The 21634-nt window shown below is 69.8% G+C and carries 17 protein-coding genes and 1 pseudogene; 6 read left to right on the top strand and 12 right to left on the bottom strand.

Annotated elements, in window-relative coordinates:
• Positions 1-840: 840 nt before the first annotated feature.
• Positions 841-1344, bottom strand: coding sequence for a DUF6912 family protein (locus IEY55_RS28380; protein ID WP_189061643.1), 504 nt, complete (start codon positions 1342-1344; stop codon positions 841-843).
• Positions 1341-2747 carry a WS/DGAT/MGAT family O-acyltransferase gene (locus tag IEY55_RS28375; protein ID WP_189061642.1) on the bottom strand — a complete coding sequence of 469 codons (1407 nt, stop codon included), beginning with the start codon at positions 2745-2747 and terminating at the stop codon, positions 1341-1343. Before IEY55_RS28375 ends, IEY55_RS28380 begins: the two co-directional genes overlap by 4 nt.
• Before the next feature lie 162 nt (positions 2748-2909).
• On the opposite strand from IEY55_RS28375, the gene IEY55_RS28370 reads away from it, so the two are divergent.
• On the top strand, positions 2910-3674 hold the full coding sequence (locus IEY55_RS28370) for a TrmH family RNA methyltransferase (RefSeq protein WP_229686841.1): 765 nt from the start codon (positions 2910-2912) through the stop codon (positions 3672-3674).
• Positions 3575-4306 (top strand): putative immunity protein, encoded by a 732-nt coding sequence (locus IEY55_RS33135; protein ID WP_373290075.1) that lies wholly within the window; start codon positions 3575-3577, stop codon positions 4304-4306. Before IEY55_RS28370 ends, IEY55_RS33135 begins: the two co-directional genes overlap by 100 nt.
• A gap of 143 nt (positions 4307-4449) precedes the next feature.
• Here the strand turns inward: IEY55_RS33135 and IEY55_RS28360 are convergent, their stop codons facing one another.
• Positions 4450-4866, bottom strand: coding sequence for an HAD-IA family hydrolase (locus tag IEY55_RS28360; RefSeq protein WP_189061640.1), 417 nt, complete (start codon positions 4864-4866; stop codon positions 4450-4452).
• Positions 4867-4971: 105 nt separating this feature from the next.
• On the opposite strand from IEY55_RS28360, the gene IEY55_RS28355 reads away from it, so the two are divergent.
• On the top strand, positions 4972-5496 hold the full coding sequence (locus tag IEY55_RS28355) for an Rv3235 family protein (protein WP_189061639.1): 525 nt from the start codon (positions 4972-4974) through the stop codon (positions 5494-5496).
• A 102-nt stretch (positions 5497-5598) separates the two neighbouring features.
• Here the strand turns inward: IEY55_RS28355 and secA are convergent, their stop codons facing one another.
• The 3 genes from secA to IEY55_RS28340 all read right to left on the bottom strand — a co-directional run bounded on the left by secA (position 5599) and on the right by IEY55_RS28340 (position 10276).
• On the bottom strand, positions 5599-8427 hold the full coding sequence (gene secA, locus IEY55_RS28350; RefSeq protein WP_189061638.1) for a preprotein translocase subunit SecA: 2829 nt from the start codon (positions 8425-8427) through the stop codon (positions 5599-5601).
• Positions 8428-8627: 200 nt separating this feature from the next.
• On the bottom strand, positions 8628-9293 hold the full coding sequence (gene hpf / locus IEY55_RS28345; protein WP_189061637.1) for a ribosome hibernation-promoting factor, HPF/YfiA family: 666 nt from the start codon (positions 9291-9293) through the stop codon (positions 8628-8630).
• A gap of 572 nt (positions 9294-9865) precedes the next feature.
• The gene (locus IEY55_RS28340; protein WP_189061636.1) at positions 9866-10276 is read right to left on the bottom strand and encodes a hypothetical protein; all 411 of its coding nucleotides are present in this window, start codon (positions 10274-10276) and stop codon (positions 9866-9868) included.
• 789 nt (positions 10277-11065) lie between these two features.
• On the opposite strand from IEY55_RS28340, the gene IEY55_RS28335 reads away from it, so the two are divergent.
• Positions 11066-11245, top strand: a complete 180-nt coding sequence (locus IEY55_RS28335) for a DUF3073 family protein (RefSeq protein ID WP_189061635.1) — start codon at positions 11066-11068, stop codon at positions 11243-11245.
• A 525-nt stretch (positions 11246-11770) separates the two neighbouring features.
• Here IEY55_RS28335 and IEY55_RS28330 read toward each other — a convergent pair.
• On the bottom strand, positions 11771-12484 hold the full coding sequence (locus IEY55_RS28330; RefSeq protein WP_229686840.1) for a ComF family protein: 714 nt from the start codon (positions 12482-12484) through the stop codon (positions 11771-11773).
• Positions 12485-12755: 271 nt separating this feature from the next.
• Between IEY55_RS28330 and IEY55_RS28325 the strand changes: the two genes are divergently transcribed.
• Together IEY55_RS28325 and IEY55_RS32345 are read left to right on the top strand one after the other, a co-directional pair.
• The gene (locus tag IEY55_RS28325; RefSeq protein ID WP_189061634.1) at positions 12756-13718 is read left to right on the top strand and encodes a zinc-binding dehydrogenase; all 963 of its coding nucleotides are present in this window, start codon (positions 12756-12758) and stop codon (positions 13716-13718) included.
• A gap of 25 nt (positions 13719-13743) precedes the next feature.
• Positions 13744-14676 (top strand): annotated as a pseudogene (locus tag IEY55_RS32345) (LLM class flavin-dependent oxidoreductase).
• 327 nt (positions 14677-15003) lie between these two features.
• On the opposite strand, the gene IEY55_RS28310 reads toward IEY55_RS32345, so the two are convergent.
• From IEY55_RS28310 to IEY55_RS28290, 5 genes are all read right to left on the bottom strand, one after another.
• Entirely contained in the window at positions 15004-16740 is a 1737-nt protein-coding gene (locus IEY55_RS28310) for an LpqB family beta-propeller domain-containing protein (RefSeq protein WP_189061631.1), read from the bottom strand.
• The gene (gene mtrB / locus IEY55_RS28305) at positions 16737-18413 is read right to left on the bottom strand and encodes an MtrAB system histidine kinase MtrB (RefSeq protein WP_229686839.1); all 1677 of its coding nucleotides are present in this window, start codon (positions 18411-18413) and stop codon (positions 16737-16739) included. Before mtrB ends, IEY55_RS28310 begins: the two co-directional genes overlap by 4 nt.
• A 22-nt stretch (positions 18414-18435) precedes the next feature.
• Entirely contained in the window at positions 18436-19113 is a 678-nt protein-coding gene (gene mtrA / locus IEY55_RS28300) for an MtrAB system response regulator MtrA (RefSeq protein ID WP_229686838.1), read from the bottom strand.
• Positions 19114-19488: 375 nt separating this feature from the next.
• Positions 19489-20130, bottom strand: a complete 642-nt coding sequence (locus tag IEY55_RS28295; protein WP_189061630.1) for a dTMP kinase — start codon at positions 20128-20130, stop codon at positions 19489-19491.
• Between the two features lie 81 nt (positions 20131-20211).
• Positions 20212-21153, bottom strand: a complete 942-nt coding sequence (locus tag IEY55_RS28290; RefSeq protein ID WP_189061629.1) for a hypothetical protein — start codon at positions 21151-21153, stop codon at positions 20212-20214.
• Positions 21154-21634: the final 481 nt, after the last annotated feature.

Below are 21634 nucleotides of genomic sequence, written 5' to 3'. Positions count from 1 at the left end.
GTGCGGAACCGGACGCGCACACGCCGTAGCGGCAACATTCCCGGAGCCGAGATCGAGCCTTCCGCCCGTTCGCTCCTGGCCCCTTCCCGGGCTCCCGAACCCACTAGTGACGAGCCAGCGGCGGTGCGCCATCGGTGTTCGGTGGGCTGAGCGGTTGTCTTCGCGGCATGAGTGCTCGAGGGACTTGACGATTGTCTTCCCCGAGCCTGCAGGGAAAGGGCGCCAGTGCCGAGCGTTCCTGACCGTGGTCGTCAGCAGCTCTCGCGGCGCGTGGTCCCTCGCCTTGCCCCACAGAGCGCCACCGCTGCACGCGTCCGCACTACCCCGGCCCGCTCGCCATCGTCAGGGTTGGGGGCACTCCCCGCAACGGCCTCCCGCGTGCTCCTCGCGAAACCCACCGAGGCAGCAACATCGAATCGGCCAGACCCGGCCCCTGGCCAATGCCGCTCACTCGGCGATCAAACAGGCCAAAAGCGTTGGCGATTTCCGCACGCCACCGCGATTAGTTGATCTCAGTGCGACCTTGGGTCAGTGGCATTGCCCCCAGGCCCAAGGCCGATCGCGCTGAAGCACGAGCAGCACAGGAATTTGGCTCGGGACCAAACGACACCGGGCCCCGGCATATGCCGAACCGTCAGGGCCCGGTGGAGCCCTGTGGCACATGCGGAGCGATCGCGTCCGGCTACCTGGTATCCGAACCTCCAGGACTCCCAGCACCGACCGTAGAGGGCCGCGGTGTTCCAACTCCACGAGCAGAACCCAGGAAGGCCCGTTACCCCGCTGTCCGCCTCTCCTGCCCGTCCAGCGTGCTCGGGAGCCATGTCGCGGCCGAGCGGATGATCAGAGCAGCTCCAGGAGGAAGGGCAGTTCCTGCGGCGCGTACCAGGCGAGCTCGTGGTCCTCGGCGTCGCCGAGGGTGAACTCGGCGTCCTCGTCGCCCAGGTCGGCGGCGTCGATCACGGCCGCGGCCGCCCGCACCGCGGGCTCGGCGGCCTCCAGGTCCAGGTGCACCGCGGCCACCCGGAGCAGTGGCACCGGGCCGGCCAGCTTCACCACCGCGGCGTCGAGGTCGGGGCGCAGCTGGACGCCCTCCAGGTCGGCGGAAACCACGGCGCGCCGGGCCTGCGCCTTCTCGTCGGTCTCCAGTTCGGCCGCGAGCAGCCGCAGCGACGCGCGAGCGGCGTCGAGCATCGCGGCGTACTCCAGTTCCTCGGTGTCCCCGCTCGCGTAGGACTCCCGCAGGGCGGGGGTGAGCGCGAACGCGGTGCCGCCGACCGCGGCCAGCTCGCCGTCCGCCACCAACCGGCGCAGCATCGCCACCGTCGCGGGCACGTACACCCTCATCCCGACACCGTCCCCATCAGCTCTTCCAACGACTCCTCCACCATGGCCGCCAGGACGTCCACATCGGACATCCCGTCCCGGTCGGCGTTGAGTCCGAAGTAGACGCCGCCGTCGTAGGAGGTCACCCCCACCGACAGCGCCTGACCCTTCGCCAGCGGCACCACCGGGAACATCCCCACCATCCTCGCCCCTGCCGCGTAGAGCGGCACCTGGGGACCCGGAACGTTGGTGACCACGAGGTTGAACAGCCGGCGGGAGAAGGAGCTGGCCGCCCGCGCGCCGAGGGCGTGCAGGGTAGGTGGGGTGAAGCCGGACAGCCGGACGAGGGCGTTGGCCGCGACCGCCTGGCCCGACTCCTTGTGGGCGCTCATGGCGTGGCGGACGTGGTGCAGTCGCACGACCGGGTTGGGCTCCCCGACTGGCAGGTCGACCAGGTGGGCAGAGACCTTGTTGCCCACCGAACCGGCTGGCCGGCCCTCGTCCTCGGCGTCCCGTACCGACACGGGTACCAGGGCGCGGATGGTGGTGGACGAAGTGACTGCCTCACCGCGAGAAAGCAGCCAGCTACGCAGTGCACCGGCCACGACAGCCAGCACGACGTCGTTGACCGTGCACCGGTGCGCGCGGCGCAACGTGCGGTAGTCGTCGAGTTTGGTGCGGGCAACCGCGTACCGACGCTGCGGGGAGATCGGGACGTTGAGCGGGCTGCCGGGCGCCGGGCGCGCCGCGGCGCTGAGCGCGGAGGCGATCCCGCCGAGGGCTCCGGCCACCTTGTGCACGGTCGCCGTCACGTCCATGGCCGCGGCCCTGGCGTTCTCCCACACCTCGCCAGGCTGCTGCACCGCCTCGGCCACGGCGTCCAGCACCAGTTGCACCGGCCCGGGTTCGGGTCGGGGCATCCACAGGTCCTCCCCGACCGTGCGAGAGGTGGGCGACACGTCCAGGATCACCTGGCCGATGTCGATGGCGCCGACACCGTCGACCAGGGCGTGGTGGGTCTTGGTGACGACCGCGACCCGGCTCCTGGCCAGTCCCTCGACCAGGTACAGCTCCCACAGTGGTCGCGACTGGTCCAGCGGCCGCGACATCAGCCGGCCGACGAGGTCGCGCAGCTGGGCCTCGGTGCCCGGTCGGGGCAGTGCCGAGCGGCGTACGTGGTAGCTGATGTCGAAGTCGGCGTCGTCCACCCACACCGGGCGGGCGAGCCGGCCGGGGACGTGGACGACCTTCTGCCGGTAGCGGGGCACCAGCGCCAGGCGCTGCTCGATCAGGGAAACCAGGCGGTCGTAGTCGAAGCCGGAGCGGGGCCTGCGGAGCACGGCAACACCGCCTACGTGCATCGGCGTGGTGGGGTCTTCCAGATACAGGAACGACGCGTCCAGCGCCGACAGGCGGTCCGGCATATGACCAATCCTGGCATACCACCTGACTCAGTGACCCCAATCTGTGGCATGGTGATCACTTTCCGTTCTGACCGGCGAGCGGGCTCGACCTTCCCGGGGCTTGTCCGCTACCGGGGCCACCGCGACGTGGGGCGCCGGCTGACCGCGTGTCATCCTGCAAAGGTGCAGGCCCATCCGTCCCCGAAGGACCGCTTCGTCACCGTCTACGGGCGCAAGCCCGTGTTGGAGGCGCTCGCTGACACCGCGCTTGAGGTGGACAAGGTGGTCCTGGCGGACAACGCAGGGGGACCGGCGGCCCGGGAGATCCTGCACGCGGCCGCGCAGCGGGGGGTGGCCGTCCAGCGGGCGACCCCGCACCGGGTGAAGGTCCTGGCCGGCAACGGCCGCCACGACCAAGGCGTGCTCGCCGACGTAGTCGCGCCGCGGATGCGGACCCTCGGCTCGGCGGTGGCCGGAGAGAGCGGGCCGGTTCCCCGTACCATCCTGCTGCTGGACGGCATCACCACTCCCGCCAACGTGGGGATGATCCTGCGGACCGCGACCGCTGCCGGTGTCGACGGCATCGTCGTGCCACGGCGGGGCGTGGCGACGATCGATCCCTTGGTGGTCAAGGCTTCCGCCGGGGTGGCGTTTCACGCGCCCGTGCTGCGGTGCGGGACGGCGGAGGAGGCAGCGCGGACGCTTCGCGGGGCCGGTTACCCGCTGTTCGGTTTGGCCGCGGACGCACCGCGCACCCTGTTCTCGGCCAAGTTCCCGAGCAGGACGGCGTTCGTGCTGGGCAGCGAAACCGGTGGGGTCGGTCCCGAGGTACGCGCCCAGGTGTCGGAGTGGCTGGCCATCCCGATGGCGGGTGGCGTGGAGTCGTTGAACGTCGCCAGCGCCGCGGCGGTGTTGTGCTTCGACCTGGTTCGCCGCCGGCACGGCTGATACCGAGGGCACCTTGGGTCAGCAGGGCGTGGCGTTGTGGGCCCGACTGGTGGTGTCGTGCCTGTTCAGGGAGGTATGAGGGGCCGGCGGGAGAGGGCGTGTGGGAGAGCGTGTCGGCTCGACGCGCGGTCTGGGTCGTGTTCCCACGGAACAGGCGTCAAGCCAGGGCAGCCGGCGCAGAGAGCGGAGTAGACGGTGCGCGGCTTGGCAAGCAGGACCACGGATCATCGGTGCTCTGGGCCGCTGACTGCGCCGAGCATGTGCTCCCCTACTTCGAGAAGAGGCACCCGGAAGATGATCGACCCCGGCAAGCTGTCGCGGTAGGACGAGCCTGGGTGCGTGGTGAGATCGCGATGAGCCAGGCGCGCACCGCCGCGTTTGCCGCCCACGCCGCCGCTCGCGACGCCGATCAGGCTGTGGCTCGCGCCGTTGCTCGGGCCGCCGGTCACGCCGCCGCAACCGCCCACCGTTGCCGATCACTCCCGGCACGCGGCCCCCTACGCTGTCGCCGCCGTCGGCTACGCCGTCAATCCCGCGGACGTCGCGGCCCCCACCGCGATGGAACGGGGTTGGCAGTATTGAGAACTCCCGAGGCGCCGTCGGCCAATGGTGTTTCCTGGCTGAGGCAGTAGCTGAACCCTGTCGGCTGCTCCCTGACGGTTGACCGTGCCAATCTCCGGCTGATGAATCCCCTGTGACGGATGCTCAGGCCCGCCAATGCACCCAGCGCCAGGCCCTGCAGGAAGGGGTTGCGGACGAGGGGAAGCCGGACGACTCACGTCAGATCGACCGCGAAAAGGGCTTCCAGCTCCTCGATGGTCGACGGCACGTCGACGTGGTGGACCCCCACCATGCCCGCCTGCGCCGCGCCCCGCGCGTAGCCGGCCACGTCATCCACGAACACGCAGCTCTCGAGTGGCAGGTCCAGGCCGTGCGCGGCGAACCGGTAGATGTCGGGGTCCGGCTTGGCCAGGCCCACGGAGCCGGAGAGCACCACGACGTCGAAGAGCTCGTGCCACCAGGGTGGCCACACCTCGGGTTCGACGTGCTCGGCGTTGGACAACAGGGCGGTTCGAATGCCGTGTTCCCGTGCCCGGCGGAGGACGGTGCGCAGCGGTGGCTCGGCCGCCGGTTCGGGGCCCGGGTCGGTCAGCACCCCGCCGTAGTCCAGGACGAGGCCGCGCAACTCCATGTCCTCAGCTCACCACATCGGGTGGATCTTGCCGTCACCGGTCCGGATTGGGGGTCGAGGCCCCTCTGGAGGGCGCAATTGATCACACGTGTGTCAGGAGGGGTCATGGCAACCGCCGCCGCCCATGAAGCATTCCGTCCTCGCCCGCACGGCTTGGGCGTCAGCCACGCGCCCGCGCTGGAACCAGTACCGGACACCAATGGTGTGGCCCCGGAGCTGACCGGGAAGCCGGACAGCCACGCCGAGCGCGACGGCTTCGACGCACCACCGCTCCCCGGGGTACCGACCGGCCAGGTACCCGACGCCGCGGCGCAGACCGCCCGCCGGGTGGCACGCCGGCTGCTGGTGGCCGTGCTGGAAGTGTTGAACGGTCGCCGCCAGCCGGAGCAGCTGGGCCGGTTGGTCTCCGGTGAGGTGCACGCCCGCATCGCCCAGCTCGCGCGGGCCGGGGCGGCCGACCAGCAGGCGCGGGTCCGGTACCGCCTCCGTTCCCTGCGGATCTCGATGCCCCACGCCGGGGCGGTCGAGGCCAGCGCCTCGGTGTGGTGCGGGGACCGGCTCCGGGCCGCCGTCGCCCGGATCGAAAGCCACGGGGACGGGTGGCGCTGCGCGGAGTTCTGCCTGCTCTGACGCGGCCGTGGCGGCCGGCCTACGGCCGGGACGCACGGGCGCGGCACCGTTGACCGGTGCCGCGCCCGTGCACGCCGTTCGCTCGGCGCGCTCAGCCACCGCTCAGCGGCGGCGCTTCTTCTGCTCCTTCGCCTGGGCGCGGGCGGCGGCCCGCCGCTCACGCCGGGAGCCGGACTGGCGGCCGTCGCCGTCGGGCTCGCCGTGCGTCTCCACACCGCCGCCCTCGGACGGGCCGGAGAACATCATCTGCGGCCGCTGGGGCGACTCCAGCCCCCGGCCCCGCAGCGGCGCCGGAACCTCGCCGCCCGCCGCAGCGCCCCCGAGCTGGGCCATGGCCGGGCCGGCCGGCGCCCCGCCGTTGCCGGTCGGGATCACCGTGGTCTGCTCGGCCGCGTTCACCGCCTCCGGCTCCGGCTGCGCGGCCGACGGCTCCGGCTCGGCCGCCTCGACCTGGAGGTTGAACAGGAAGCCGACGGCCTCCTCCTTCAACGCCTCCAGCATCGTGTTGAACATGTCGAAGCCCTCGCGCTGGTACTCGACCAGCGGGTCGCGCTGGGCCATCGCGCGCAGGCCGATGCCCTCCTTGAGGTAGTCCATCTCGTAGAGGTGCTCGCGCCACTTGCGGTCCAGCACGCTCAGCACGACGCGACGCTCCAGCTCGCGCATGGCGCCCTCGCCGACCTTGCCGTCGATCTCGGCCTCGCGGCGCCGGTACGCCTCCTGGGCGTCGGCGACCACGGCCTCCAGCAGTGTCTCCCGGCTCAGGTCGTCCTTCTCGTCGGCCAGCTGCTGCCAGCTCACCGAGATCGGGTAGAGCGTCTTGAGCGCGGTCCACAGCTGGTCGAGGTCCCAGTCCTCGGAGTAGCCCTCGGAGGTGGCGCCGTTGACGTAGGCGGTGGCCACGTCGCGGATCATGTGCTCGACCTGGTCGCGCAGGTCCTCGCCCTCCAGCACGCGACGGCGCTCGGCGTAGATCACCTTGCGCTGCTGGTTCATGACCTCGTCGTACTTGAGGACGTTCTTGCGGATCTCGAAGTTCTGCTGCTCGACCTGGGTCTGGGCGCTGCGGATGGCCCGGGTGACCATCTTGTGCTCGATCGGCACGTCGTCCGGCACCCGCAGCCGGGTCATCACGGCCTCGACCATGCTCGCGTTGAACCGGCGCATGAGCTCGTCGCCCAGCGACAGGTAGAACCGCGACTCACCGGGGTCGCCCTGCCGGCCGGACCGGCCACGCAGCTGGTTGTCGATCCGCCGCGACTCGTGCCGCTCGGTGCCCAGCACGTACAGGCCGCCGGCCGCGCGGACCTCCTCGGCCTCGGCCTTGACCTGGGCACGCATGTCCTCGACGAGCTTGGGGTACTCGGCGTTGTACTCGTCGGGCGAGTGCACCGGGTCCAGGCCGCGCGCACGCAGCTCCAGGTCGGCCTCGAACTCGGGGTTACCGCCGAGCATGATGTCGGTACCGCGGCCGGCCATGTTGGTGGCGACCGTGACCGCGCCCTTGCGGCCGGCACGGGCGATGATCGCCGCCTCCCGCTCGTGGTGCTTGGCGTTGAGCACCTCGTGCGGGACACCCTTGGAGCGCAACAGCTTCGACAGGTACTCGGAGCGCTCCACGCTGGTGGTGCCGATCAGCACCGGCTGGCCCTTCTGGTGCCGCTCGACGATGTCCTCGGCCACCGCGAGGAACTTCGACTCCTCGGTCTTGTACACCAGGTCCGGCTGGTCGGCGCGCACCATCGGCCGGTTGGTCGGGATCGGCACCACGCCCAGCTTGTAGATCTGGTGCAACTCGGCCGCCTCGGTCTGGGCGGTACCGGTCATACCGGCCAGCTTGTCGTAGAGCCGGAAGTAGTTCTGCAGGGTGATCGTGGCCAGCGTCTGGTTCTCGGCCTTGATCTCGACGCCTTCCTTGGCCTCGATCGCCTGGTGCATGCCCTCGTTGTAGCGGCGGCCCGCCAGCACGCGGCCGGTGAACTCGTCGACGATCAGGACCTCACCGTCGCGGACGATGTAGTCCTTGTCCTTCTTGAACAGCTCCTTGGCCTTGACCGAGTTCTGCAGGTAGCCCACGAGCGGGGTGTTGGCGGCCTCGTACAGGTTGTCGATACCGAGCTGGTCCTCGACGTACTGCACGCCCTCCTCGGTGATGCCGATGGTGCGCTTGCGCTCGTCCACCTCGTAGTGGACGTCCCGGCGCATGCCGGTGGACAGCCGGGCGAACTCCAGGTACCAGCGGGAGGACTGGTCGGCCGGACCGGAGATGATCAGTGGGGTCCGGGCCTCGTCGATCAGGATCGAGTCGACCTCGTCGACGATGGCGAAGTTGTGGCCGCGCTGGACGCACTCGTCCAGGCTCCACGCCATGTTGTCCCGCAGGTAGTCGAAGCCGAACTCGTTGTTCGTGCCGTAGGTGATGTCCGCGGCGTAGGCCTGGCGGCGCTGGTCCGGGGTGAGCTGGGCGAGGATCACCCCCACCTCCAGCCCGAGGAAGCGGTGCACCCGGCCCATCCACTCGGCGTCACGCTTGGCCAGGTAGTCGTTCACCGTGACCAGGTGCACACCCTTGCCCGAGATCGCGTTCAGGTAGACCGGCATGACGCTGGTCAGGGTCTTGCCCTCACCGGTCTTCATCTCGGGGATCCAACCCAGATGCAGCGCGGCGCCACCCATCAGCTGGACGTCGTAGGGCCGCTGGCCGAGCACCCGCCTGGCGGCCTCCCGGGCCACCGCGAACGCCTCGGGCAGCAGCTCGTCCAGGGCCTCGCCGTCGTTGTAGCGCCGGCGGAACTCCTCGGTCTTGGCCCGAAGCTCCGCGTCCGAGAGATCGACGACGTCGTCTTCCAACTCGTTGATGTGCGCCGTAATGGCCCGCAGCCGCTTGAGCATCTTGCCCTCGCCGGCGCGGAGCAGTCGGGACAGGACCATCCGGGGTCGACCTCGCTAGCTGATCGTGACGCGCCCGTCACGGACGCCTTCGTTCCCATCGTACGGGCGGGCCGAGCCGGGCATCGAGGTTCCGCCAAAACCGCCACCCGCTGGTCGGCGCGCGCACCCGTCTATCGTCCCGGCACGGCGCGCGGCCCCCGGCGCGGGGTACGTCCGGGGGCCGCGCGGTGAGGGAAGGTCTATACGAGCCGAATCAGGCCGTAGTCGAAGCCATGCCGCCGGTAGACCACGCTGGGGCAGCCGCGGTCGATGTCGACGAAGAGGTAGAAGTCGTGCCCGACCAGCTCCATCTCGTACAGCGCCTGGTCGACACTCATCGGTTTGGCGGGGTGTTCCTTCTCCCGCATGATGCGCCCCGGTCCCATCGTCGACTCGGCCTCCCACCGCTGGGCGGGGACCTGGGGCGTGCTGGTCTCGAGCTCGGTCTCGGTGCGCGGTGCCTCCAGCACCGCGGCCCGGCCACGACGGTTGGCCCGTCCGTTTCCGGCGCCGTTTCCGGCCATGGTGGCCTCCGCCACCGAGGGCGGCCGGTGCTGGCCGTGGTGCACGCGACGGCGGTCGTGTGCCCGGCGCAGCCGGTTCTCCAGCTTGTGCAACGCGAGGTCCAGTGCGGCGTAGAAGTCGCCGGCGCTCGCCTCCGCGCGGATCACGGGCCCGCGACCCTTGCCGGTGATCTCGACGCGCTGGCAGCGCTTCTGCTGCCGCCGGTTGGGCTCGTGGAACAGTTCCACGTCGAAGGAGATGACCTTCCTGTCGTAACGCTCGAGCCGCGCCAGCTTGTCCGCCACATGCACCCGATAGTGGTCCGGCACCTCGACGTTACGGCCCTTGACGACGATGTCCATACACGACCTCCCTCTGCTGCGTCGTGCGTGCTGATGAGTCGACGTCGACGCCGGGAGCGGGGATTCAGCGCTCCGTCGGCGCCAGGGTCATGGGCTGATCGCCTCCTCCCTGCTGCCGGGATCGCCGATAGCGCTGCACGTTAGCTCGGGTTTCGCGCCGGCGACAGTCCCGACGGCGGACGGTGTCAAGCCGCCACGCGCAGTGACCGCGACGGCCCGAAGAGCGCCATGTGGTGCCGCCGGGGGTAGGCATCCCGACGGAGGTGACGCTCCGTACCCACTCGAACGTGTGAAATGCGCTGCCGCGCTCGCCAGCAGCCGTGCTGCTGTTTCCGGACGCGGCATCATGACCGGCCAACGTCCGCCCAACCTCCCGGGTTCCCGGCCCGGCCGGCCGGGTGTGTCCTGGGGCATTACCTCCACTCGACTCCGCGCCGGCCGCGGGGTCAACACCTGAGCGGGTGACGCAGCAGGTGACCGCGTTACCTGTGCTGGCCCCGCCTGGCGGGCGCGGCCGTCGAGCTGCCGTGGACCGGCATCACGGCCGACCGCACCGGAGACGTGGGCCATCCCTAGATTCCCTCGCCCAACCCGGCACGGAGCAACGGCGCGAGGTCCGTTCCGGCATGCGGAACGGGTGGGACCGCGAGCTCGGCCTCATGCCAACCGAACTCGGGGATGCTGGCCCGATCGGACGGGGCCGGCACCGCCGAGGAGACGCTGTTCGCCCCCTCCTGCCGGAGGCTGGTCCCTTCCTCCGGCGCGGCGACACCCCGCGTCGCCGAGGCCGGCGGCTGGGCGGGGGACTCCGCGCGCAGGTCCTGCATCCGCTCGCTCCCCGACGGCGCCCGCCCGGGCGCCACCACGGACTCCGGCACCGGACCGGTGGGCAGCTGGCCGATGAGGACCAACAACATCCCGGCCGCGGCCAGGGCGATGGCCGGTCCGAACCCGACCAGCCGGTCTGCCCGCCAACGCCACACATCAACCCCCGACCAGATCCGGACAACAATGTGATCACACTGCGATTACGACTGCTTGCCCAGCGTGCTCACTGAGCGGGTGGACGGCAACTACGCGGAAGCGTGGTCGTCCGCCACCCATTGCGGGGGTTGACATGCCACCGAACCCCCCAACCAGGCGGCTCCGTCCCGCTTTTTCGCAGCCGAGGGACCCCTGAAGGAGCCGGCATGACCCGAACGTTCTATCGAGACGGCAACGACTCGATCCGGGCAGGGTGGCGCACTCGACGCTGAGCTGCCGCTGGCGCGCTGCTTCGGCTTCGCAGCGCGGTATCGATGCTTCGTGGGTCGGCACGTGGCGGGCTCGGTTGGCGTGTGAGCCTTGCGAGGACGACGAAACTGGCTCGGGCTGCTGCTCCCCTGGAGCACGTTGAGGTCCGGCTATCGGCGAGTTCCGCGCCTCCCCGCACTGACTGCGAGCCCCGGACTGCTGATCTGTGCCGGCCGCTGGGGTGTTGTTGATCCCCGGCCTGTGCCTGTGGCATCACCACATCCGCGGATGCGCCCCAGGGGGCTGCTCGCCCAACTTTCATTGAGCGAAGCCAGTACAGGTACAACCAGCGGGTCCGTCCAGGGTGCGGCCCAGCGCCGGTCATCGGGCTGGCTCGTTGCGCGCGTCCCACGCATCCGCCCTGGTTCCCCAGGTCACTGGCCGGAGCCCGACGCCTTCCACCGAGGCGGAGATAGTGAGAACGGAACGCGTTGTGCGGTAAGCTGAGTCGCCGTACCACGGGATAAGGAGTCAGACCGATGGGACGCGGCCGCGCAAAGGCGAAGCAGACCAAGATCGCTCGGAAGCTGAAGTACAGTTCGCATGCCCTCGACGTCGGGGCCCTGCAACTCGAGCTGTCGGACCGCGAGCCCAACGACGCCCAGCCCGCCCACCAGGGAGCCGGGGGCTCCGGGGACCGCGACGGCAACATCGACTGAGGCCGCGCGCGGCATCATCAGTAAATCCCACGCGAAGCCCACTCAGCGGCTTGGCATGCCTTCCCTTGGGCGCCGACGCCGCTCCGCGCCTCATCTCTCTCCCCCCGCCTTGGGCTGCCGACCAAGTCCTCGCCGGGACTCCTGAACCACCCAACCCGATTCGTCCTGACTCGACGCCCGAGCAAATAGGGTTTGGCCGCAATCCGCAAAATCAATAGGCGTCGATGCCGGATTCTGTCAGAGTTATTGAGTTGTCATGACTGCCGTGAAATGAGCGAACCCCCGTGTGACCAGTCCCTCCGGCCACTCGCGAGGTCCATACCCCGCTTCCCGTGCAGGCCGGCTGGAGCCCTGGCCCGCGCGACGGGCCCGGCGGGGCCGCGGTCGGCCGTCTCTGGCTTGCCCCCACCCCCACCCCCTCCCTCCCCTCCCCTGATCCCCTTCCCTATCCCCTCGTCCCCCTTTTCCCATCCCCATTCGGTTGGCCTCGGTGCCCCTGAGTTGGCTGGCCTGGTGGGCGATCGCTTAGTGACCGGCATCCACCAGGGCCAGCGAGGCTTGGACGACGAGGTTGGCTTCGTGCAGTGCGGTGGTGCAGAGGGCCACGGTGGTGCCCGTGGTGATCACGTCGTCCAGGAGCACCACGGGGGTGTCCGGTGGTGGGACGCCGGATCGGCGGAGCTGGATGCGGCCGGCCAGGTTGGCGGCGCGGGCCGCGGCGTCGAGGCCGACCGAGTCGACGGCCCCTCGGGTGAGCCGTAGCGGGTTGGCCACGATCGCCGGGTGGCCGGCGGCCGTCAGATAGGTGGCGCAGTGTGCCGCTATGCGGCGGACGTGGTCACCGCCGCGTTGGCGGGCCGCGGTCCTCCGCGAGGGCACCGGGACGAGCCACCAGCGGCCGTCGGGTGCGGGTCCCGCCCTTGGGAGGTGTGGGATCGTGATGGCGAAGTGGGCCGCGAAGGCGAGGGCGAGGTTGCGGCGTCCTCGTTCCTTGTAGGCGATGACGGCCTGCCGGGCGGCGCCCTGGTAGCGGCCGAGGGCGTAGGCCGGTGGCCCGTTGTCGAGGGCTGGTCGGTGGACGGTGTGCAGGTGGCGAAGTTGGCGTGCGCAGCGGAGACACCAGGCACTGCCGAACTCTCCGCAGCCGACGCAGGAGTCCGGGAACAGGACGTCGAGAATGGCGGCGAGGAAAGCTCCGCGGCGGTCTTCGGTGTGTTCGTTGTTCGTTGGCGTGATCATGGTGGCAACGATGCCCTGCTTTGGGCTGGCGGCAAAGTCGGGAGTCGTGGGCTGTGGAGAAATCTAGGAGCTGTGGATAACTCTGTCCCTGTAACGGGTGAATGGGTTGACAGGACTCGGCAACCGTGTCTTTGGGTTGCCCGTGCTTCAGGCGTTCCTGCACCGGGTCCAGGGCAGGACGGTCACAACGGAACGACCAACACACTGACCAACCCGTTGAATCAGCCTCACCGTTGACCTCTACTGCGCTTGAGGTTGCAGGGTGGCGTGCATGCGTGCCGTGTGGTTGCAGGAGTTCGGTGCTCCCGAGGTGCTGGTGGCTGGCGAAGCCCCGGAGCCGGTACCCGGCGACGGCCAAGTCCTCATCGAGGTGGAGTTCGCGAACGTCACGTTCGTGGAGACCCAGATTCGTGCTGGCCGGTTTCCCTCGCCGATGGGCAGGAGCGGGCTGCCGTCGATTCCCGGAAACGGCGTCGGTGGGGTGGTCGTCGCCACCGGGTCGGGCGTTGCTCCCGCGCTGCGGGGTACCCGGGTGGTCAGCAGCACGGGCGGGTCCGGTGGTTACGCGGAGCGGGTCGCGGTCGACGCTGCCGGTGTGATCGAGATTCCTGAAGGCGTCGGGACCGACACCGCGGTGGCGCTACTTGCCGACGGCCGGACTGCGATGGCCTTGATCCGTGCCGCCAAGCCGGGGGCGGGTACACGGGTGCTCGTCGAGGCTGCTGGCGGCGGGGTGGGCAGCCTGCTGGTCCAACTCGCGCGTCGGGCCGGTGCGACCGTGATTGCGGCCGCCGGTTCGGCACACAAGCTCGAACTCACGCGCACACTGGGTGCTGAGATCGCGGTCGACTACCGTTCTCCGACCTGGACAAAGGAGGTTCGCGCCGCTATCGGTGCGGTCGACGTCGTTTTCGACGGTGTCGGTGGAGCCGTCGGCCGGTCCGCGTTCGAGCTCCTGGACAAGGGCGGGCAGATGGTCATGTTCGGCATCGCCGCCGGAGCTTTTCCCGAGATCGACGACAAGGAGGCCGCCGAGCGCGGCGTGACTCTCACTCGCGGCATATCGGTATCGCCGGAGCTAGCGCGCGAACTCACCACTGTCGCCCTCGCCGAAGCAGCCGCCGGCAGGCTCACTCCGGTCATCGGCCAGCGGTTTCCGTTGGACAAGGCGGCGGTGGCGCACGCCGAAATGGAAAACCGGGCGACGGTCGGCAAGACGCTGCTGATCCCGTAGCCGTCACCGGCATCAGGCGCACGAGTTGGGAAAGGGACAGCAATGGACATCGGGATTGGGGATTGGGCTTCCCGCCCAGGTTCCTGGGGTTACCGGTCGACAGTTGCTGGAGTGGGCATGGAGTGCCGAGCAGCAGGGGTTCTCTACGCTGTACACCAGCGACCGGCTGATGTGGTCCAGCTTCGAACCATTGACCACTCTCGCCGCTGTTGCCGGCGCAACCACCCGGATCCGCCTGCTCGCAGTGGTACTCGCACCACTGCACGCCAACCACGCACTGTTTGCCTCGGCCACCGCCTCGGTCGACCAACTCGCGGGTCCCGGCCGACTGCGGTTGGCGCTGGCCCCGGGACCACGCCCGGACGACTTCGAGCGCAGCGGTCTCGGCTTCAGGTCGCGCGGAAAGCAGCTGGACGCGCTACTGGACGAACTTCACACGAGTTGACGCACGGATGACAGCGTCGGACCGAAGCCTGCCACTCCCGGTGGGCCGCCGCTGTTGTTCGCAGCCTCCTTCGCGCCGGCACTGCGTCGCATCACCACACGCGGTGCGGGTTGGCTGGCACCCCCAGATATCGATGAATATCGGCAGTTCGCTCCCCGAATCCGTGAACAATGGCGGCAGCAGGGCCGCTCCGGTGAGCCGTACCTGGTTGCCACCCGCAAATATGCCCTCGGCAGCGATGCGGTGGAAGCACTGGATCGGGTCACGCGCCACTACTACAGCTTCGCTGGTCCGGAGCTGATCGAAAGCTTGATCGCCCAGGCCATGACCACCCCGGAGCGAATCAACGCTGCGATCAACGCCTATGAGGAAGCGGGCTGCGATGAGCTCGTCTTCCTGAGCCAGCACGATGCTCCGGAGCAAGTCGAACGTCTCGCCGACATCGTCATCGATCGCTTGGACCAGAAACATCAGCGAACCGAACGGGACATGATGAGTGCGATGGTTGAGTAGCTGGCGTCAGTTTTCTGCCCGGTAACGTTGCATGGCCAACGTTGCATGGCCGCCAGCGCACATCCAGTGGGCGTGGCTGGGATCGCAGTCGTCGGCAATGAGCTCGTGGCTGACTTCGGCAAGCACGAGAAGCGCGACCGGGACCGGTGCGGTCGCGGCCTGCTCCGCAGAGATGAGTACCCCGCCGGGAAGCATGCCCTCAGCGCTCGAACGGGCCTGGAGCGTCCATGCGTCCGCACGTGACCGGCTGACTAATTGATCTTGATTCACCTTGGGTCTGTGGCATTGGCCAGGAGGCGGGTGCACCGGACCAGGGCAGGTGCGGAATCAGCCAGGGTAGAAGGGAACGGCGTTGGGCTGCTTCATCATGTTGGCCGGGTGCTCGCGCCAGTACTCGGAGTCGTCGGCTGTGACCCAGAGTCCTCGGCTGTCCGCCACAACGACCTGCCTGCCGGGCGCGGCGGTCACCGCCGTCACAGGCGGGCTGAGGTTGGTGGCCGTGTAGGGCTTGACCGTGAGTCCGTCGACCGAGACCTTGATGACCGGTTGGCCGGCGTTGTCCGAGCCAACAATGAGGTTGTCCGGTCCCTGCCAGTCGACCGCGGTGACGCCGTCCATGAGCTTGCGGACGTTGCGGATGCTCACGTCGTTACCGTTGTCCACCACGCTGCCGACGAAGAGCTTGCTGTCCACCACCGCGGCAACACGCACCCCGTCCCGCGAGAGCCGCAGGTCGGTGATGGAACCGTTGCGGGTCAGCTCGGTGGCGTCGACGTTGCGCGTGGTCCATTCCCGGTCCGTGTTGTAAACGACGCTCACCACGCTCTTGTGGTCAACGGTCGTCCACAACTCGGTTGCGCCACGGTCATTGCTGGCAGGCTGCCAGGTGGGCCTGGTGAGGTGGCTGGCGGGGTCGAGGTTCACCTCGGTGAGGTTGCCTTCGACGGGGCCGACGCGCAGCGCGACCTGGCCGCTGCCGCTGCGGGTCACCACTGCGAGCCTTCCGCCGTCGATGGACTGGGCCGCAGTCACCACGTCCAGCGAGCCGGCCGGTCCCTTGACCGGGCCGCCGCCCTTTTCCAGGGTGCGCAGGCGGCCACCGAGGACCACCATGCCGGGCACGTTGGGGGGCGGCACGTTGTCGCCGGTGGTCTGTGGGAAGTCAGAGGGACGCCAGTCGACCTTGTTCTTGTCGATGGGCACGTTCTCGCTGAGCAGCTTGACCTTCAGGGAGCTGACGCTGTTCAGGGAGAGCACCACCTGGGTCGCGATCAGCCTGACGTTCTGCGAGGTTTGCTCCCCGACGTCGGTGAGGTTCACGACGAGCGCGCCGTCCGGGGCATCGACGACGTTGCCTCTGAGGCGAACGCCCTCGGGGATGGCGCTGCGGACGGCGTCCTTGAGTGCGGGGGACGGGCCCTTCAGCAGCATCTCGATGACCGCGTTGGGTTGCGCGCTCCTGGGCTGGGACGGGATGTAGCGGAGGTCGGGTACCGGTTCCCCGCGCTTGCGGTCGAGGAAGTAGACCGGGACCGGCTTGTAGTTCTCGTCGAAGCGGTCGATGGTGGTGACCACGCCGTCGGGTGGGTCGGCGATGCGCCACTCGCCCTTTTCCTTCTCCAGACGGATGCGCTTCTCGAAGTCGTTGGAGTCCGGGATGAACGCGTTGTCCCGACCCAGTCGTCCCTTCCACTTGCCGCGCACCAGGACCGTGGCCTTGTCGTCGCCACGGCTGTCCTCGGACTCGGCGGGAAAGGTGCTGAAGTCGTTGCCGATGATGTGCATCGAGCTGTCGTCGCGCCAGTTCGGTTGCGCGTTCTGGGTGAGGTAGGCACGGCCGGCGGCGTGCTTGCCGTCAGGGTTGCCGCTGGCCTCGATGTAGCGGCGTACCAGGGTCAGCGGGTCGCTGCCGGGCTCCGGGGCGAGCGGGGGGCGGACGCGGCGGCCGGGATCGCGGGTGCCGACCGCCTCCGGCTCGGAGCTGGTCGGAATGGTGGCGCAGCCGGCAACCCCCGCCACGGTTGCCAGCAGAGCCACGACTACGAGCAGCAGGCGCCGGTTCATCCCTGTCCTCCCTCGCCGCCGACGAGCTGGGGTCGGGTGGTCTGGTCGGGGTCCTCGGGTGGGGGCAGTGGCAGCGGGCTCCCGGTCAGCTCCACACCCTGCTGGCGAGGCAGGGTGAGGCGGAAGCAGGCCCCCTGGCCGGGCTCGCCCCACGCCTCCAGCCAGCCGCCGTGCAGGTGGGCGTCCTCCAGGCTGATGGACAGGCCGAGGCCGGTGCCGCCGGTGCGGCGGTTGCGGGACGGGTCGGCACGCCAGAAGCGGGTGAAGACCAGTTCCTCCTCGCCGGGTCGCAGGCCCACGCCGTGGTCGCGGACCGCGACGGCGACGGCGTGCTCGTCGGCGGCCAGCCACAGCTCGATGGGCCGGCCCTCGCCGTGGTCGACGGCGTTGGCGAGCAGGTTGCGCAGGATGCGTTCCAGCCGGCGGCTGTCGACCTCGGCGACGACCTCGTCGGCGGGCAGGTGCAGCTCGATGTGCTCGCCGGCCTTGTCGGCGATGGGGCGGAGCGAGTCGACGGCGCGGTGCACGACGGCACGCACATCCAGGGTCTCGGCGGCCAGATCGGCGACGCCGGCGTCCAGCCGGCTGATCTCGAGCAGGTCGTTGAGCAGGGACTCGAACCGGTCCAGCTCGTCGACGAGCAGCTCGGTGGAACGGGCCAGTCCTTCCGGGAACTGTTCGCGGGAGGCGTGCAGGACGTCCGCGGCCATTCGCACGGTGGTCAGCGGGGTACGCAGCTCGTGCGAGACGTCGGAGGTGAACTGGCGCTGGAGCTGGCCGAACTCCTCGAGCTGCCGGATCTGGCGCTGGATGCTCGCGGCCATCTCGTTGAAGGACTCGGCGAGTCTGGCCACGTCGTCCTCACCGATGACGGGCATGCGTTCGTCGAGTTGTCCGTCGGCGAACCGTTCGGCGACCTCGGCGGCCTGCCGCACCGGTCTGACCACCTGGCGGGTGACGAGGTTGGCGATGCCGGCGAGCAACAGCAGCAGGAGGAGCCCGACCACCACCAGGGTGCTCTGGACGAGGTTGATGGTGCGCTGTTCGGCGTCGAGCGGAAACAGCAGGTAGAGCTGCAGCGAGCGGGTGGCGCTGCGGACGTGCAGGCCGACCGCGAGGGTCGGGATCTCGCTGCCGGCGCGGCTGATCGTGGTGAACTGGTAGACGAAGTGTTCGCTCTCCACCTCACGGCGGAGCGCGGGTGGGACGTCGGTGAAGCGGCCGCCGGCGGCGACGGGGTCCTGGCCCTCCCTGGCGCCCCGGCCGTCGACCAGGATCGGCTCGAACGCGCCCGCGATCGCGCCGGTGGTGCTCCCCGTGCTGTGGCTGGGCAGCAGCCGGGCGAGCGCGTTGTTGAGCCTGGTGGCCAGGTTGTCGGAGTCGGGGTTTACCCCCACCAGCTCGCGTTCGACGTTGCGCGCGGTCGACTCGGCCTGGGAGATCGCGGCTTCCTTCTTCGAGCTGAGCAGCCGGTCGGTGATCTGGGTCTGCAGCACCATGCCCAGCACGAAGACGACGGCCGAGGACAGTGCGAGGGTGCTGACGACGACGCGGAGCTGCAGGGACCTCCGCCACAGCGCGCCGAAGGCCGCCCACCGGTGCCGGACCTCCTGGGCGAGTTGGTTGGACCGCCGGGCGAGGGCACGCGTCAGCCTGGCGTCGAGCCTCCTCAACGCTGCCCTCCGTGGCGGTGGGTCACGGTGGACCGGCCTTGTAGCCGACGCCGCGCACGGTCAGCACGACCTCGGGGTGCTCGGGGTCGCGCTCGACCTTGGAGCGCAGCCGCTGGACGTGCACGTTCACCAGCCGGGTGTCGGCGGCGTGCCGGTAGCCCCAGACCTGCTCCAGCAGGACCTCGCGGGTGAAGACCTGGCGCGGCTTGCGGGCGAGCGCCACGAGCAGGTCGAACTCCAGCGGGGTGAGCTGGATGGCCTTGCCGTCCCGGGTGACCTCGTGGCCGGGGACGTCGATGGTGAGGTCGCCGATGGTGAGCACCTCGGCGGGTTCGGCGTCGGTGCGGCGGAGCCGGGCCCGGATGCGGGCGACCAGCTCCTTGGGCTTGAACGGCTTGACGACGTAGTCGTCGGCTCCGGACTCCAGGCCCAGCACGACGTCGACGGTGTCGGTCTTGGCGGTGAGCATGACGATCGGCACACCGGACTCGGCCCGGATGGCCTTGCAGACGTCGATGCCGTTCATCCCGGGCAGCATCAGGTCGAGCAGGACCAGGTCGGGCTTGAGCTCGCGGAGCGCGGGCAACGCGCGGGTGCCGTCACCGACCACGGCGGTGTCGAAGCCCTCGCCCCGCAGGACGATGGTGAGCATCTCCGCCAGGGCAGGGTCGTCGTCCACCACGAGAACGCGTGCCTTCATACCCCACATGGTTGCACTGCTCACTGTTGGGCTGTGCACCGCCCGGTCTCCTGACTCACCAGTGCCGTGCAGGTCCTGCTGCCTTGTCGCCACGACTGCCCCTCCCCGGTCTCCGTTCGGCCCACGACCTCGGGTGTGCGCGTCGATCCTGGCCGGTCCGGGTTGGCGCACCGGCACCGACCCCCGCTTCCGCCCCGCGGCCGGTACTGGCACCGGGCACTTTTGCGCAGGTCACCTGCTCCCTACGGGCCCGCGGGGCGGGTGCGGTGGGGTCCGCTGGACCGGTCCTGGGAGATCGACGACGCCGTCTCTCCAGCGGACCGTCACCCACACGTGTCAGGCAAGGGTCTGGTCGGGTGGTGTCCGGCCTGGGAGTCAGGGGCCGAGCCGGGCCAGGAGAGCGGGCACGTCCACGCCGGTGGCGCCGTCCACCACGTGCCAGGGTGCGAGCCAGCCGTCGGCGGCGAGGCCGTCGTACACCGCGGCGCAACGGGCCTGGAGACCGTTGTCGATCTCGTAGGCGTCGCGGGCGCGATCGGCCTCGGTGCTCTCCCGCTGCTCGGCGCGGTGCGCAGCCACCTCGACCGGGACGCGGAGCAGCACGTGGGCGTCGGGCACGGGCACGGCGAACCGTTCGATCTCGAGGTGCCGGAGCCAGGCGACGAACTCGCCGCGGGCGTCCTGGTGCAGTCGGGCGGCGCCGTAGGCGGCGTTGGAGGCCGCGTAGCGGTCGAGCAGGACGACGTCGTGCGCGAGCAGGTCGGCCCGCAGGGCCGGGGCCGCGGCCCGACGGTCAAGGGCGTAGAGAACGGCCATACCGTAGACGGAGTCCACGAGGTCGCCGAGCCGGCCGTGCAACGCGTCGCGCACCAGGTCGGCGTGGATGTCCTGGCCGTACCTGGGGAAGGCGCGCCGGGTCACGCGTAGCCCGCGCTCGCCGAATGCAGCGGTGAGCGCGTCGGCGAGCGTGCGCTTGCCGGCTCCGTCCAGTCCTTCGATGACGACCAGTCGCCCCACGGGACGCAACCTTACGGAGGTGCGGTCTCCGTCTCCTCATGGAGGCAGGCCGGCGTGGATCAGCCTGGCGGCGGCCCCGAGTCATGTGGTCGACGGTAAGCCGTTGTTTCGGGCGGCGAGATCGGCCGGCTGGCTGCCGTCGGGTAACGCGTTGGCCCGCTGGTCCGCCGGCCACCGGTGCCCGGTCTCGCCGGAGCAGCGAGCCTCCGGCAGTGGCTGGGGAAGGCCGTCCGTCCGCTGTCGGGCCAGGTCGAAGAGCTGTTGCTGGCTGGTCTCGTCGAGTGCCGCGAGAAGTTCGGCGACGCGTTCCAGGCTGGGCAGCCCGTGGTTGGCGGTTCCCGGTGATCCGTCGGGCGCGGCGCGGGTGGCGGGTGCCGGGCCTGCATTGCACAGCCGGTGGAAGACGTCGTCCATGTCGGCGATGTCGCGGATCCGCTCCGGGTTGCGGAATGCCCACCAGACGCGCGCGGTGACGACATCGCCGAAGACGAAGGAGCGCAGGTGGTCGATCTCCTCTGCTTCCAGCTCCCGGCGCAGCCGGCCCAGCTGCCGTTCCCGGCGCAGCCGCTCGTGATCTTCGGCCAGTTGTGCGCACTGCGGTGGGACGGTCAGCTCGACCCCGCCCTTCATGCGCAACACGCTCTCGAGTTCGCGGACCCAGCCGAGACGCCGGTTGGCCTCGGCTCGGAGGGCCTCCACCGCCGTCACCGACCCGGTGCTGGTGACCTCGTGCACGACCTCGTAGGCGTAACCGCGGACCAGGTCCTCGGGTCGGGCGTGCCGCTGCTCGCCGTCCGGGAGCAGCTGCCAGGCCAACTGGAAGGTTGCGTCGAACCAGACGCCGGGCAGTTCGCTGCGCAGGGGTGCGTGGAACGAGGTTTGGCGGACGGGTGAGGGCATTCCCGCCGGTGGGGAGGGAGGCGGTGGCCGTTGCGCGAACGGATCCGGGCTGGGTGGGTAGGGGCGGGCGGGGACGGTGGGCTCGTTGAGGAAAGCTCTTCGCAGGACGTCGGAAAAGCCCATCGAGACTCCCTGGGGTGGCTCGTGGTGGGTGGTGGATGGTCGCCGGGGTGGCGTTGCGAATCGGATGGCGTGTGCACCCGGTACCCACGAACGAGTGGAACGCGACGGCGGGCGAGAGTGCTCGCGGCGTCATGCGCGTCACGAGCGGGCCGCCGAAGCATCGACACCTCCCCGGCCTCGGGCTGGCAACACCGGCACCGAATGAAGGTGACGCATCGGTAGACCCGACGGTGAGAAGTTTTTGCCTAACCACTCAAGCAAACCTCGAGGGGCACACCAGCGTCGCAACGAAGCGCCCCACGACCAGCCCAACCTGCTCCGACGAGTGACCGCCTTCCCCGGCGACGCTGCGATCGTGCCCTTTCGTTGCGCCGATCGTGGGCCGGGTGGTCGTGGGCGCGGGGGGTGGGTTCTCCCCCTGTTACCTTCTTTTGTGGCCCCAGGTTGGGGCTGTCAGGCCACCGGTCCCGGCATGACTGAG

This window comes from Longimycelium tulufanense (assembly GCF_014645795.1).
Taxonomy (GTDB): Bacteria; Actinomycetota; Actinomycetes; order Mycobacteriales; family Pseudonocardiaceae; genus Longimycelium; species Longimycelium tulufanense.
The sequence above is the reverse complement of the archived record's forward strand: the minus strand, read 5'-3'. Positions and strand labels throughout refer to the sequence as shown.

Bases quoted from the DNA above. Each gene is read 5' to 3' on its own strand.
- IEY55_RS28380 (WP_189061643.1), bottom strand. From the start codon at position 1,344: ATGAGGGTGTACGTGCCCGCGACGGTGGCGATGCTGCGCCGGTTGGTG.
- IEY55_RS28375 (WP_189061642.1), bottom strand. From the start codon at position 2,747: ATGCCGGACCGCCTGTCGGCGCTGGACGCGTCGTTCCTGTATCTGGAA.
- IEY55_RS28360 (WP_189061640.1), bottom strand. From the start codon at position 4,866: ATGGAGTTGCGCGGCCTCGTCCTGGACTACGGCGGGGTGCTGACCGAC.
- IEY55_RS28355 (WP_189061639.1), top strand. From the start codon at position 4,972: ATGGCAACCGCCGCCGCCCATGAAGCATTCCGTCCTCGCCCGCACGGC.
- secA (WP_189061638.1), bottom strand. From the start codon at position 8,427: ATGGTCCTGTCCCGACTGCTCCGCGCCGGCGAGGGCAAGATGCTCAAG.
- hpf (WP_189061637.1), bottom strand. From the start codon at position 9,293: ATGGACATCGTCGTCAAGGGCCGTAACGTCGAGGTGCCGGACCACTAT.
- IEY55_RS28335 (WP_189061635.1), top strand. From the start codon at position 11,066: ATGGGACGCGGCCGCGCAAAGGCGAAGCAGACCAAGATCGCTCGGAAG.
- IEY55_RS28330 (WP_229686840.1), bottom strand. From the start codon at position 12,484: ATGATCACGCCAACGAACAACGAACACACCGAAGACCGCCGCGGAGCT.
- IEY55_RS28325 (WP_189061634.1), top strand. From the start codon at position 12,756: ATGCGTGCCGTGTGGTTGCAGGAGTTCGGTGCTCCCGAGGTGCTGGTG.
- IEY55_RS28310 (WP_189061631.1), bottom strand. From the start codon at position 16,740: ATGAACCGGCGCCTGCTGCTCGTAGTCGTGGCTCTGCTGGCAACCGTG.
- mtrA (WP_229686838.1), bottom strand. From the start codon at position 19,113: ATGAAGGCACGCGTTCTCGTGGTGGACGACGACCCTGCCCTGGCGGAG.
- IEY55_RS28290 (WP_189061629.1), bottom strand. From the start codon at position 21,153: ATGGGCTTTTCCGACGTCCTGCGAAGAGCTTTCCTCAACGAGCCCACC.